Annotated in this window: 3 protein-coding genes; 2 read left to right on the forward strand and 1 reads right to left on the reverse strand. The window is 69.4% G+C overall.

What is annotated here, in order from left to right:
* The first annotated feature begins 4 nt into the window (after nt 1-4).
* On the forward strand, nt 5-11,944 hold the full coding sequence (locus tag BAU07_RS09105) for a non-ribosomal peptide synthetase (RefSeq protein ID WP_066656379.1): 11,940 nt from the start codon (nt 5-7) through the stop codon (nt 11,942-11,944).
* 38 nt (nt 11,945-11,982) lie between these two features.
* On the opposite strand, the gene BAU07_RS09110 is transcribed toward BAU07_RS09105, so the two are convergent.
* On the reverse strand, nt 11,983-12,774 hold the full coding sequence (locus tag BAU07_RS09110; protein WP_066656381.1) for an AraC family transcriptional regulator: 792 nt from the start codon (nt 12,772-12,774) through the stop codon (nt 11,983-11,985).
* Between the two features lie 172 nt (nt 12,775-12,946).
* Between BAU07_RS09110 and BAU07_RS09115 the strand changes: the two genes are divergently transcribed.
* Nucleotides 12,947-15,181, forward strand: coding sequence for a TonB-dependent receptor (locus BAU07_RS09115; RefSeq protein WP_066656383.1), 2,235 nt, complete (start codon nt 12,947-12,949; stop codon nt 15,179-15,181).
* Nucleotides 15,182-15,184 lie beyond the last annotated feature (3 nt).

Below are 15,184 nucleotides of genomic sequence, written 5' to 3' on the forward strand. Positions count from 1 at the left end.
CACCATGGCTGATATCGCACTGTCGTCCGATAACGTGGCGACCATCCTGGCGGAGCGGGCCCTGCGGCACCCCGACAAGCCGGCGCTGAAGTTCCTCGGCGACGGCGAATCCGTCACCGCGCAATTGAGCTACGCCGAACTGGACGAGCAGGTGCGCAGCCTGGCCCTGCGTCTGGCCGATGCGGCCGCGCCGGGCGACCGCGCGCTGCTGCTGTATCCCAGTGGGCCGGCATACGCGGTGGCCTTTATCGCCTGCCTGCGCGCCGGCGTGATCGCGGTCCCGGCCTATCCGCCGGAATCGGCCTCGCCGCAGCATGCCGGGCGGCTGGCCGCCATCCTGCGGGATGCGCAGCCCACGCTGGTGCTGACCGAAGCACGGCTGCTGCCGCTGCTCGCGCCCCTGGCCGCGGCGGCAGGGCAACCAGGCCCCAGCCTGATGGCCACCGATACGTTTCCGGCCGAAGCGGATGTCCGCGACAGCGCGCGGTCGCCGGGCGGCGATGCCGTCGCCTTCCTGCAATACACCTCGGGGTCCACGTCCCGGCCCAAGGGGGTGCGCGTCACGCATCGGAATCTTGTCGCCAACGAAGCCGCCATCCAGCGCGCCTTCGGCATCGGCCAGGACGACACCATCGTCAGTTGGCTGCCGCTGTACCACGACATGGGACTGATCGGCGGGCTGCTGCAGCCCTTGTTCAGCGGCGTGACGGTGGTGCTGATGTCACCCGCACATTTCCTGGAGCGGCCCGTGCGCTGGCTCCAGGCCATGGCCCGGTATGGCGGCACGGTCAGCGGCGGTCCCGATTTCGCATTCCGCCTGTGCGCGGCGCGCATCGGCGCGGAACAGGCGGCGTCCCTGGACCTGTCGCGCTGGCGCCTGGCCTTCCTGGGCTCGGAACCGATACGGGCGCATACCCTGGAGGCGTTCGAAAAGGCCTTCGCCCCGGCGGGCTTCCAGCGCCGCGCCTTCTATCCGTGCTATGGACTCGCCGAAGCCACACTGTTCGCCACCGGCGGCCGGCCTGGCGGCGGCTTTCATGCCGTGACGGTCGACCGCGAGCGCCTGGCCGGTGGGGAACTGGTCGGGACCGCCGAGGGCCTGGCCCTGGTCGGGGTCGGCACCGCCCAGGACGGCCACGCGACGCGCATCGTCGACCCCGCCACCGGGGCTGGGCTCACCGATGGCCGCGTCGGGGAAATCTGGCTGGCCGGCCCCAGCGTCGCGGCCGGCTACTGGGGGGACGATCGCGCGAGCGCCGACACCTTCGTGGCCGTGGACGGACGCGCCTGGCTGCGCACCGGCGACCTGGGCGCCATGCATCAGGGCGCGCTATTCGTCACGGGACGCCTGAAGGACATGATCATCGTCCGTGGCCAGAACCTCTACCCGCCGGATATCGAGGCCATTGTCGAGATGCAGGTGGATGTGGTCCGCAAGGGCAGGGTGGTTGCCTTCGGGGTCGAGACAGAGGCAGGCGAAGGCATCGGCATTGCCGCCGAAATCAGCCCCGGCGTGCGCAAACTCGTCGCTCCGGAGCAACTGCGGGACGCGATCGCCGAAGCGGTGGTGCTGACCCATCGCGAATCGCCTGCCGTGGTGGCCTTGCTCAATCCCGGCGCCTTGCCGCGCACGACGAGCGGCAAGCTGCAGCGCCTGGCTTGCCGGGCGCAATGGATGGACGGAACACTGGACAGCTATGCCGTCTACCGGGATGGCGCCACGGAGGCGCTGTCCCCCGCGGCGCGTGCCGGCAGCGACTTGGGCGACGCTGCCGGAACCGAGGACCGGGAGGCGCTGGCGCGCGATATCGCCCACGTGTGGGCAGCCGTGCTGCGTCGGAAGTCCCTGCGGCCGACCGACCGCTTCACCGCCCTGGGCGGCAGTTCCCTGGCCGCTGCCCAGGCCGCCGCCATGCTGCAGGACCGCTTCGGCATCGAGGTGCCGCTGCACTGGTTTTTCGAAGCCCCGACGCCACGCGAATTCGCCGTTCGGATGGAAGAGGCGATGGCTGCCAGCCTGCCGGCGGACCGGGACGCCCGGGCGGAACGGCCCAGGGCGCAGGATGCAGGCGCGCTGCCTCGCGCATGCCCCGACCCCGCCGCCGCACTGCCGCTGGCGTGGTCCTATCCCGCCTCGCCCGCGCAGCAACGGATGTTCTTCTTCTGGCGCATGGAGCCGGATAGCGGGGCCTATCACATCGCCGGCTCGCTGCGACTGCATGGTCCGCTGGACGCCGCGCGTGTCGAGCGCGTGCTGGCCGCGCTGGCGCGGCGGCACGAGAGCCTGCGCAGCCGTTTCGCGGAAGCGGGCGACACGCTGGCCTGCCATGTCGACGCCCCGGCCGCGACCGTACTGGAATGCGACGATCTGCGCGCCCACCCGGCCGCGCAGCGCCAGGCGATCGTGGAAGACATTCTGCGCATAGTGGCGCGGCGCCCGTTCGACCTGATACGCGGACCGCTATGGCGCGCGCGCCTGCTGCGACTGGGCGAGGAAGAACACCTCCTGGCGGTGGCCGTGCATCACATCGTGGCCGACGGCCAGTCGATGAATATCCTGATCCGCGACTTCGGCGCGCTCTACGCGCGGGCCGCGCGGGATACGACGCCGCTGCTGCCCCGGCCACCCGCGCGTTACGCGGATTACGCCGAGGCCACACGCGCGCGCCTGGCGGATGGCACGATGGCCGCGCAACTGGCCTGGTGGACCGGGCATCTGGGACCGGACGTCCCCGTACTGGCCCTGCCGCTGGATCGCCCGCGTCCCGCCGTGCAGACCTACACGGGCGCGCTGCATCGGTTCACGATCGATGCGGCGCTGGCGCGGCGCATACGCCAGTTCGCGGCCGCGCACGATGTCTCCGTATTCATGGTGCTGCTGTCGGGTTTCGATGTGCTGCTGCATCGCTACACCGGCCAGCGCGAGGTGCGCGTGGGCGTGCCGTTTGCGAATCGCACGGCGTCGGCGTGGCGCGACGTCGTCGGCCTGTTCGTCAACACGGTCGTCATCCCCTCGCGATGGGACGCGTCGCGCGACTACGCAGCTTTCCTGCAGGAGGTGCGGCACGCCGTGGTGCAAGGCCAAGCACATGCCGACCTGCCCTTCGAACGCCTGGTCGAAGCGCTCAATCCCGACCGCAGCCTGGCGCATCACCCGCTGTTCCAGGCCATGTACAACCACCTGGAGCACCCCGCCGATGAAAACGCGCTGCCCGGCCTGCGCGTGGCCGCGCGCAGCGAGGACGCCGGGATTACGAAGTTCGACCTGGGCCTGAATACCGAAGCGCACGCGGATGGCGGCCTGAGCGGCAGCTGGGTGTACGCCGCCGACCTGTTCGAGCCGGCCACCATCGCGCGCATGGCCGCGCACTACCTGGCCTTGCTCGATGCGCTGACCGGCCGTCCGCATATACCGCTGGGCCAGGTGGAGTTCCTTGGCGATGACGAACGCCGGCAGTTGCTGGCGTGGAGCCACGGCCCGGCGCAGGAGGAATCGATACCGCCAGTGCACGCGCAGATCGCGCGACAGGCCAGCCGTACGCCCGACGCCGTCGCGCTGGTGCAGGGCGATGCCATGCTGACGTACTCGGCCATGATGGCGCGCGCCCGCGCGCTGTCGGCACAGCTGGCGCGGCACGGCGCCGGGCCCGAGACGCGCATCGGCGTGCTGGCGCGGCGCTCGCTGGACTTGCCGGTGCTGCTGCTGGCTATCCTGCAGTCCGGCGCCGCCTACGTGCCCCTCGATCCGGATCATCCGGCAGCACGCCTCGCCGATGTCGCGCGGCGCGCGGACCTGCAGTTCGTCGTGCGTTCGTGCGCGGCCGATGTCACGCTGGTGTCGGAGACGTCCGTACTGGACCTCGACGCGCTGCTGACAGAGGACGCCGCTTCCATGCGGGCGGCACCTGCCGCGCCCGACGCCACGGTTGCCACGACGGCGCCGGACGCGCTGGCCTACATCCTGTTCACCTCCGGCACGACCGGACGGCCCAAGGGCGTTGGCATTACGCACGGGGCGCTGGCGCGGCGGCTGGCATGGATGCAGCGCGAGTACAGCCTGTCCGCCGACGAAACCCTGCTGCAGAAGACGCCCATGGGCTTCGATGTGTCGGTATGGGAAATCTTCTGGCCCTTGACGCAGGGCGCGCGGCTGGCGATCGCGGATCCGGAGGACCATCGTGACCCGGCACGCCTGGCTGCGCTGGTGCACCGCCACGGCGTCAGCACCTTGCACTTCGTGCCCTCGATGCTCGAGCGTTTCCTGGAGCAGGCCGACGATGCGCAATGCGCCAGCCTGACGCGCTTGTTCAGCGGCGGCGAAGCGCTGGCCCGGCCCTTGTGCGACCGCGTCCTGGCGCGATGGCCGAACATCCGCTTCGACAACCGGTATGGCCCGACGGAAGCGCTGATCAATGCCACCGCCTGGCGATGCGTATCGGATGCGGGCCATACCGTACCCATCGGTCGCCCCCTGCCCGACACGGCGATCCATATCCTGGACGATGCGCTGAACGCCGTACCGGTGGGCGTGGCGGGACACCTGCACATCGGGGGCGCGACGTTGGCGCGCGGCTACCTGGACGATCCCGGCCTTACCGCCGATCGCTTCATTCCCGACCCCCACGGCAAGGGACGGCGCCTGTACCGCTCGGGCGACCTGGCGCGCTGGCGCGCCGATGGCGCCCTGGAATACCTCGGCCGCGCCGACGACCAGGTCAAAATACGCGGCCACCGCATCGAAGTGGGCGAGGTGCAGGCGCAGTTGCGCGAACTGGACCTCGTCCGCGACGCGGCCGTCATCGCGCATGCCGGCCCGGACGGACTCCTGCGCCTGGTGGCCTACGTGGTGCCGGCCGAGACCGCTGCCCATGATCGCGCGGCGACCGGCACCGCTGCTTCAGCGTGCGCCGCCGTCCCTGCCGTCACGGCCATCCGCGAAGCAATGGCGCGGCGCGTGCCGAGCCACATGGTGCCGGCGCTGGTCATGGTCCTGGAGGCGTTGCCCCTCACACCGACGGGCAAGCTGGATCGCGCCGCGTTGCCGGCCCCCGTGTGGGAATCCCTGGACTACGTCGCGCCCGGCACCGGGATCGAGCGGGCGGTCGCGGACATCTGGCGCGAGGTCCTGGGCGTGACGCGCATCGGGCTGGCCGACGACTTCTTCGCGCTGGGCGGGCATTCGCTGCTGGCGACGCAGGTCGTGGCGCGCCTGCGGCGCCGGTTCGGCATCGACCTGCCGCTGCGCACGCTCTTCGAAGGCCCTGTCCTGGCCACCTTTGCTACGGCGGTGCAAAAGGAAATCGACGCGGGTGCCGTTCCCACTCGTCCGGAACCGGTGCGATCGCCGCGCGGCGATCGCCTGCCGCTGTCCTATTCCCAGGAACGGATGTGGTTCCTGTGGAACATGGAACCGGACGGGGCGGCATACAACGTCGGCGGCGCGGTGCGTTTGAGCGGCCCGCTCGATGTGCATGCCATGCGCACCGCCTTCCATGCCTTGCTGATGCGGCATGAAGCCCTGCGCACGACCTTTCCCGCGGTGGATGGCGCGCCGACGCAACGCATACACCCCCGCCCCGACGCCGCGCTGGCCGTCGTGGACCTGGGCGACATGGCGCCAGCCGAGCAGGCGCGCCATGTCGCCGCGTTCGCGCACGACGAGGCGCACCGTCCGTTCGACCTCGCGGACGGTCCGCTGCTGCGGGCGACCTTGTTGCGGCTGGCGCCCGACCGTCACATGCTGGTCATTACGCTGCACCACATCATCGCGGAAGGCTGGGCGATGGAGGTTTTCGCCGACGAGTATGCGCATCTTTACCGGGACGTGGTGGGCGGGCGTACGCCGTCGTTGCCGCCGCCGGACCTGCAGTACGCCGACTTCGCGGTGTGGCAACGGGCATGGCTGGACGGCGGGGAGGCCGACCGCCAGTTGGCTTACTGGACCGAGACCCTGGGTACCGACCATCCCGTGCTGGACTTGCCGACCGATCGCCCACGGCCGCCCGTGCGGTCCTTTGCCGGCGATGCGCTGACCTTCGACATGGACGACGCGCTGCTGGCCCGGGTGCGGCGCTTCAACGCGCGCCACGGCAGCACGCTGTTCATGACGGTCGTTGCCGCCACCCTGGCCTGGCTGCACCGCTACAGCGGCCAGAGCGACCTGCGTGTGGGCTATCCCATCGCGAACCGTACGCACCTGGCCTTCGAAGGCATGGTCGGCGGCTTCCTGAACACGCAGGTACTGCGCTGCCGCGTCGAGGGCGCCATGACGGCGCGCGGACTGCTGCACGCGGTGCGCGCGGCGTCCCTCGGCGCGCAATCGCATCAGGACGTTCCCTACCATCGCATCGTCGATGCAGTACAACCGCGGCGCAGCGCGGCCTGGTCGCCCTTGTTCCAGGTGATGTGCAACGTGCAGCGGTGGAAATTCCAGCAGACGCGCGAAGTGGCGCCTGGCCTGACGGCCGCGTTCCTGCCCAACGATTCCAAAACCGCCAAGTTCGACCTGCTGTTGGATGTCACGGACATCGACGACCGCTTGAGTTGCGTCCTGACCTATAGCACCGACCTCTTCGAACGCGACACCATCGCGCGCATGGCGCGGCACTGGCGGGCCATCCTCGAAGGCATGGTCGACGAGCCCGATGCCCGGATCGGCGAATTGCCGCTGCTGGCCGCGGCCGAACGGCACGCCGCGATCCTGCGCTGGAATCCGCCGCATGAAGCCCGACCTCCGTGCGGCGCGGCCGCGACGCTGCATGAACGCATCCAGGCACAGGCCCGGCGCGCCCCGGACGCCGTGGCGGTGGTGGATGGCGACCGGGTCCTGACCTACGCGCAGCTCAATGCGCTGGCCAACCAGCTCGCGCACCACCTGCGGGATGCGGGCGTGGCGCCCGAGGCACTGGTGGGCCTGGCCCTGGAACGGTCGCTGGACGTGGTGGTCGGCATGCTCGCCATCCTGAAGGCGGGGGCCGCGTACCTGCCGCTGGACCCGGGCTATCCGGCCGCGCATCTGGCCCGCCTGATGGACGACGCCCGGCCGGTGCTGGTGCTGACGCACTCCGGCCTGTTGTCCGCGCTGCCCCTGGGAAATATACCGGTCTGGTGCTTCGACCGCGATGTAGCCGCCTTGCACGGCCGCTCGGAAGACGACCTGGATATCGCCGTGCCGGCGCAGGCGCTGGCCTATTGCATCTACACGTCCGGGTCCACCGGCGCCCCCAAGGGGACACTGGTCACGCACGCGAACGTGACGCGCCTCTTCGATGCCACGGGGCCGGTGTTCCGCTTCGACGAAAGCGATACGTGGACGCTGTTCCACAGCTATGCCTTCGATTTCTCCGTGTGGGAGATCTTCGGGGCCTTGCTGCATGGCGGGCGGCTGGTCGTCCTGCCGCGCGCCGTCAGCCGCGCGCCGTCGGATCTCGTACGGCAGCTTGTGGAGCAGGGCGTCACGGTGCTCAACCAGACCCCGTCGGCTTTCCGGCAACTGCTGGCCGAACCGGGCCTGTGGGCACGCCGCGCGGAATTGCGCCTGCGCCACGTCATCTTCGGCGGAGAGGCGCTGGACGCGACGGTACTGCGCAGCTGGTTCGATCGCTTCGATGCGGACGCCCCGCGCCTGACGAATATGTACGGCATCACGGAAACCACGGTGCACGTGACGCATCACAGGCTGGGGCCGGACGATACAGCGCATGCGCGCGCGCCCATCGGCGCGGCCATCGCCGACCTGCGCTGGTATGTGCTGGACGATGCGATGTCGCCCGTGCCGCCTGGGGTGATCGGCCAGCTCTACGTCGGCGGGCCCGGACTGGCGCGCGGTTATCTGGGGCGCCCCGGCCTGACCGCCCAGCGCTTCGTGCCCGACCCCTATGCGAGCGAACCGGGCGCGCGCCTGTACCGCACCGGTGACCTGGCCCGCGCGCGGCCCGATGGCCGCGTCGAATACCTGGGCCGCGCTGATGCCCAGGTCAAGGTGCGGGGCTTCCGCATCGAGCCCGGAGAGATCGAGGCCAGGCTGCGCGAGCTTCCAGGCGTACGCGACGCCGCCGTCATCGTGCGCGAGGACGATGGCGTATCCCGGCTGGTCGCCTACCTGGTCGCCGCGGCGCACAGCGCCGACGACCCTGCCCACGCCGAGGCGCTGGCGACGGACATCCGGCGCGACCTCGCGCAATGCCTGCCCGACCACATGCTGCCGCACGCTTGCGTGGTGCTGCCCGCGCTGCCGCTGACGCAGAACGGCAAGCTCGATCGCCAGGCGTTGCCGGCGCCGGCGCGCCACGGCGCGCGCAGCGGCCATGGGCCACGCAATGCGGCGGAGGGCCTGCTCGCAGGGCTCTGGGCCAAGGTCCTCGAGCGCGTCGATGTCGGCGTCGAGGACAATTTCTTCGAGTTGGGCGGCGATTCGATCTCGGCCGTGCGCATGGTATCGCTGGCGCGCGAACATGGCCTTCGGATGACGCCGCAGGACGTCTTCCAGTATCAGACCATCGCATCCCTGGCCCGGCATGTGGGGGGGCAGGGCGCGCCGGCGGCCGAGGGCGGCGGCCGTGCCGATACGGGCCGTGCCGCCGGGTTGCCGCCCGCGACCTCCCATGGCGGCGGCCGCGCGTCGGCGTATCCCCTGACGCCGATGCAGGAGGGCATCCTGTATCACAGCCGTTTGCAGCAGTCCCGGGGCACTTATATCGTGCAGTGCGATTGCGACATCGCTGCGGAGCTGGACGTGGAGGCGTTTCGCGCGGCGTGGACGCATGCGCTGCGCACGCACGACATCCTGCGCACCGCGTTTCTGGACGAAGGCGGCGGCCGGCCCTTGCAGCAGCCGCTGGACGAGGTCGCGCTGCCGTTCACCGAGCTGTGTTGGGACCATCTGGATCCGGCCGAACGCGATGCCCGCCTGCGCGAGCTGCTGCGCGAGGATTTCACGCAGGACTTCGATCTGCGGACGCCGCCGCTGATGCGCATCGTCCTGGTGCGGCTGGCCGCTGACAAGTACCACCTGGTCTGGACGCATCATCACCTGTTGATGGATGCGTGGAGCGTCGACGCCTTGCTGGCCGAAGTGTTGTCCTCCTACCATCGCATCGTGTCGGGCGATGCGCCGGAAGCGCGCCCCGCGACCCCTTTCCGGGCCTATGTGGAATGGGTGCTGGGCCAGGACCGGGGCGCGGCAGCCGCTTACTGGCGCGACGCGCTGCGGGGCTTGCGCGAGCCCATGTTGCTGAGCCGCGTGGCGCGTCCATTGGGCGCGGACGACGCATCTTCGCTGGGCCGCCTCGACCGTCGTCTCTCCACCGAAGCCACGAAGCGCCTGGCGGCCTACGCCCAGGCAAGGCATGTAACGTTGAATACGGTGGTGCAGGGCGCGGCACTGCTCGCGCTGGCCAGCCTCGCCCGGCATGGGCAACCCGTCCTGGGCGTCACGGTGGCCGGACGGCATGCGCCCGTGCCCGGCATCCTCGATATGAAGGGCCTGTTCATCAACACGGTGCCGTTGTCCATGCCCATCGATCCGCACCAGCCGGCGGACGCGTGGCTGCGCGATGTGCAGCAGCGCAACCTGGGCCTGCGCGAGCACGCCTTCCTGTCGCTCGTGGACATCCATGGCTGCTGCGATGTGCCGCGCGAAATGCCGCTATTCGATGTGATCTTCGTATTCGAGAACCATCCGGTGGGCGACGCGCTGCGCCGGGACATGGCGCGCCTGGGCGTGCAAGGGGTCGATTCCCGGCACCGCAACGGCTATCCCTGCACCGTCATCGTCTGGCCGGAGGACGAACTGCGCTTCCTGATCCTGCACGAGAACCGGATCATCGACCCGGCGCAGGCCGCGGCGTTCTTCGAGCGCATCGTGGCGGTCCTGGAGCAGTGGGTCGCCGACCCCGGCGCGACCTTGGGAGCGGCTGATTTCGCGGGCGGGCGGGCGCTCGCGACCCCGCCGGCCCTGCCGGCGCACGCAGAGACCGGACTGCATCGCGCCATCGAGCATTGGGCCGCCCGTACACCGGATGCCATCGCGGTCGTGCACGAGGACCAGCGGCTGACGTATGCCGAGCTCAATGCGCGCGCCAATCATCTGGCTTATCGGCTGATGGACATGGGCGTGGGCCCGGACCGCCTGGTCGGCCTTGCGCTGGCGCGTTCGACGGAACTGATCGTGGCCATGCTGGCCACGCTGAAGGCCGGTGGCGCCTATCTGCCCCTGGACCCGGACTATCCCGCCCAGCGGCTGGCCTACCTGCTGGACGACGCCGCGCCTGCCGCCGTCATCGCCCACACCCGCCATGCCGCCGGCCTGGCCGATATGGCGCCGTCCATCCCGGTCCTTCACATCGATGGCGCTGACGCCGGCGCCATCGAAGCGCGCAACCCGGAGCGCGCGGTACATGCCGACCAGCTGGCCTATTGCATCTACACCTCGGGCTCGACCGGGCGGCCGAAGGGTGCCCTGCTGACGCATCGCAACGCGGTACGTCTGTTCGACACCGTCCGCGAGCATTTCGACTTCGGGGCGGGCGATGTCTGGACCCTGTTCCACAGCTACGCGTTCGACTTCTCCGTGTGGGAGATCTTTGGCGCCTTGCGCCATGGCGGCCGGCTGGCGATTGTCCCGAATCCGGACAGCCGTTCGCCGCAGGCTTTCCTGCGCCTGCTGCAGCGCGAGCGCGTGACCGTACTGAACCAGACGCCATCCGCGTTCCGGCAGTTGCTGGATGCTCCGGGCGCTGGCCCGGCTTTGCGCGAGGTGCCCTTGCGCTACGTCATCTTCGGCGGCGAAGCGCTGGACCCCCGCATGCTGGCGCCCTGGCTTGCCGACCCGGTCGCGGATGCTCCGCGCGCGGCCCAGGCGACACGCGACGCAAACGACCCGCTTGCCGGCGGCGCCGGCCAGGCCCGGCGTGGTCCGCGCATGGTCAATATGTACGGCATCACGGAAACCACCGTGCATGTGACACATCACGTCCTGCATGCCGCCGACGCGGCCGGGACCCGCAGCCCCATCGGCACGGCGCTGCCCGACCTCGGCGCACGCGTTCTCGACGCCCGCATGAATCCCGTCCCGCCGGGCTTCGAAGGTGAACTCTATGTGACCGGTCCCGGCCTGGCCCGCGGTTATCTCGGCCGTCCCGGATTGACCGCGGAACGCTTCGTCCCGGATCCGGAGGGCAGGGATGGCGCGCGCCTGTATCGCACCGGCGATCTGGTGCGGCAGACCGCCGATGGCGGCTTGGAGTACCTCGGGCGTATCGATGCCCAGGTCAAGCTGCGCGGCTTCCGGATCGAACTCGGCGAAGTGGAGGCCGCCCTGCAGGGCGTGGCCGATATTCGCGAGGCCGCGGTCGTCGTGCAGGGGGAGGGCGCGGCGCAACGACTCGTTGCCTATGTCGTGCGGCGGACCGCGACAACCGCCGGCCGGCCGGGGAGGGCAGCGGATCCGGCCGGTTCACCGGCGGCCGGCCTTGCCGACACGCTGCGAACCGCTCTGCGGCAAGGCCTGCCCGCGTACATGATCCCCGCGGTCTTCATCGAGCTGGACCGCCTGCCCTTGACCCAGAACGGCAAGATCGACCGCCGCGCCTTGCCGGCGGTCGCCGCGGCCGCGATCGAGGACAGCCAGGACGTCCAGGCCGCCGACGAGATCGAGGAAATGCTGGCCGGCATCTGGTGCCAGGTGCTGGAGCGCGGCCAGGTCGGCGTGACGCGCCATTTCCTGGACGCGGGCGGCCATTCGCTGGCGGCCGTGCGCGTAGCGGCGTACATCCGCGAACGCCTCGGCGTGGATGTGCCCATGACGCTGGTGTTCGATCTGCCCACCGTCCGCCAACAGGCGGAGTGGGTTCGCCAGGCGCGGCGTGCCGGCGCGGGCGCGGAAGCGAATGCCGACGTCGACCAGATGCTGGCCCTGCTGGCGGATATGAAGGGGCCGGAGTGAGGACGGCGGCGGGCCGTGCGGCGAGGGCGCGCGCGGTCTTAGCCGCGCGTCTCGCGCAGGTAGCGCTGCGGCGCTTCGCCCAGGGCGCGCCGGAACATCGCGCTGAAGGCGTTGACCGTGCCGTAGCCCATGTCCTGCGCGACGCTGCTCACCGACTGGCCCAGCGAGAGCTGGCACACGGCTTCGGACAGCCGCAATTGCTGCCGCCACTGCCCGAAGGTCAGTCCGGTTTCCTGCTTGAACAGCCGGCCCAGGGTGCGCACGCTGGTCCCGGCGCGTTCGCTGAGCAGCGTCATGGAGTCGTGCGTCGCGGGCGCGCGCATCAGGGTTTCGCACACTTTGCGCAGCCGCTTATCCTGGGGCAGCGGCAGCTTGCCATGGACGATTTCCTCGGCCTCGCACAAGTGGCGCAACAGCAGCGGCACGATCATCGCCGCCTTGCTGTCGGCGTCGTACACCGGCGGGTCGTCCAGCATGGCGAGGATCAATTCGCGCAGCAGGGGATTCACGCGTATGTGGCGGCATTCCGGCCACAGCCACGGCGCGGCATCGGGCTCGATGCGCAGCCAGCGCATCGCCACGTGCCCGACCATGTGCAGCTCGTGGTCCACGCCCGGCGCGATCCAGAGCGCCTGGCGCGGCGCGATGGCCCACGCCCCCTGCGGCGTCAGCACACGCACCACGCCCTGTATGGCATGCACAAGCTGGCCCTGTTCGTGGCTATGCCAAATCTCGCGGTGGCCGGGCTCGTAGTCATGCCGCGCCGCCATGACGGGCCGTTCGAGGCGACGGTATCCCTTCGCGAAACGTTCTCGCCAAATGCTGTCCATTTCTCGTCGCTTAATCGAGGTTTGGTTCGAAAGCGCCAAATCTTGGCGGGTGCCAACCACTATCTGGCGGCCTTGGTTACGACTTGTACGCTCAAATAATAACAATTCGCATTTTCACTACCAACGGCGTCGTGGTTTCGATCCGCGCGCCACACAAGGAGCCTGAAAGGCCATGTCCGCCCCGCAAGCACGCCGCATGTTGACCCGCACCGGACTCGCCCTGGCCTTGTCCGCCTGCTGGAGTCCCGAGATCCATGCGCAGACTTCAGCGCAATCCGGCACCACCATCGCACCGCAACCCGGCGCCGTCAATGCGGGCTCGCCCCCCGCGCAGCAAAACGGCATCACGACCCTGCCCACCGTGAGGGTCACCGGCGCCGCCGAAACGCTGCGCGGCGACTTGCCCGCCCCGTTCGCGGGAGGGCAGGTGGCGCGCGGCGGCGGCCTGGGCCTGCTGGGCAACCGCGACATCATGGACACGCCCTTCAGCCTGACCAGCTACACGTCGCAGACCATCCAGGACCAGCAGGCGCGCAGCGTCAGCGATGTGGTCAAGAACGACGCGTCGGTGCGGACGATCTGGGCGGACGGCAGCTACAGCACGCAGATGACTATCCGCGGCTTTCCCGTGCAGGCGCAGGATATCGCCATCAATGGCGTCTACGGCATCGTCCCGCCGCAATTGACCGGCGGACTGGAAATGGTCGAGCGCGTGGAGATACTGCGCGGCCCGAGCGCGCTGCTCTACGGAATGGCCCCTTCGGGCGCGGTGGGCGGCACCGTCAACCTGGTCACCAAGCGGGCCACCGACACGCCCATCACGCGGTTGACCACCAGCTACTGGTCGGACGGGCAATTCGGCACCGCCATCGACGTCGGCCGGCGCCTGGGCGACAACAACCAGTTCGGCATCCGCTTCAACGCCGCGTATCGCGACGGCGACACGGCGGTGGACAGCCAGCAGCAGCGCGTGGGCTTCGCCTCGTTGGGCCTGGACTACCGCAGCGACCGCGTGCGCATCTCCACCGACGTGGGTTACCAGAACATGCGCTCGGACAATCCCACGCGCCCCATCTACACCGATAATCCCAATTTCAAGATTCCGCATGCGCCGGCCGGGGACCTGAACCTGGGCCAATCCTGGTATTACGCCAAGTCCGAAGACACCTTCGGCATGGTGCGCGGTGAAGTCGACCTGACCGACAACCTGACCGCCTACGCGGTGGCGGGCGGCCGGCACAACGACTTCCTGGGCCTGTACAACTTCATCTACCTGCAGAACAACGCGGGCGATTTCCGCGCCAACCAGTACTACCAGCCCACCTATGCGGACACCACGACCTTCCTGGGCGGCCTGACCGGCCGGCTGAACACTGGCCCGCTACGCCATACCATCGACCTTTCGGCGTCCACGCTCGAAACCGAATCCGGCGTGCTCGCCCCCGTGATATCCACGTACCGGTCCAATCTTTACGATCCGGCCTCCGTCGCCAAGCCCAACCTGTCGGGTTTCTCCAGCTCGGCGCCCAAAACCTCGGTCAGCCGCCTGAACAGTGTCGCCATCGCCGACACCATATCGGCGCTGGACGACCGCGTGCAGTTCACGGCCGGCGTGCGGCACCAGGAAGTGAAGGTCGACAACTACAGCGCCGTGACCGGCAACAAGACGACTTCCTATGACGAAGACGCGTACACGCCGGCCTTCGCCATCCTGGTCAAGCCCTGGCAGCATGTGTCGCTGTACGCCAATTACATCCAGGGCCTGAGCCAGGGCCCCAGCGCGCCGGCCTCCGCCGCGAATGCGGGCACGGTCTTCGCGCCGATCAAGTCCAAGCAGTACGAGGTGGGCGCCAAGACGGAGTTCGATGGCTTCGGCGCATCGATCGCGTACTTCGAGATCAAGCAGCCCACCGGCTTCGTCAATCCGGCCAACAATACCTTCGCCATGGATGGCGAACAGCGCAACCGGGGCGTGGAAATCAACACCTACGGCGAAGTCATGCGCGGCGTGCGCCTGCTGGGCGGCGTGTCCTTCATCGACGGCGAACTGACCAAGACCGCCGGCGGAGTGAACGACGGCAACAAGGCCGTGGGCGTGCCCGACACGCTGCTGAACCTGGGCGCCGAATGGGACCTCCCGTATGTGCAGGGACTGACGGTGTCGGCGCGCTACATCTACACCTCGTCGCAGTACTACAACCCCACCAACACACAGAAAATTCCCAGCTGGGACCGGGTCGACCTGGGCGTACGCTACCGCACGCGCGTGCTCGACAAGGAGGTCACGCTGCGCGCCGGCGTGGAGAACCTCTTCAACAAGGACTATTGGGCCGGGGCCTCCACCAACTACGGCCTGGCGCGCGGCAACGCGCGGACCTACATGATGTCCGCGACGGTGGATTTCTAGGCG

The sequence above is a fragment of the Bordetella flabilis genome, assembly GCF_001676725.1.
GTDB lineage: Bacteria > Pseudomonadota > Gammaproteobacteria > Burkholderiales > Burkholderiaceae_B > Bordetella_C > Bordetella_C flabilis.

Bases quoted from the DNA above. Each gene is read 5' to 3' on its own strand.
- BAU07_RS09105 (WP_066656379.1), top strand. From the start codon at position 5: ATGGCTGATATCGCACTGTCGTCCGATAACGTGGCGACCATCCTGGCG.
- BAU07_RS09110 (WP_066656381.1), bottom strand. From the start codon at position 12,774: ATGGACAGCATTTGGCGAGAACGTTTCGCGAAGGGATACCGTCGCCTC.
- BAU07_RS09115 (WP_066656383.1), top strand. From the start codon at position 12,947: ATGTCCGCCCCGCAAGCACGCCGCATGTTGACCCGCACCGGACTCGCC.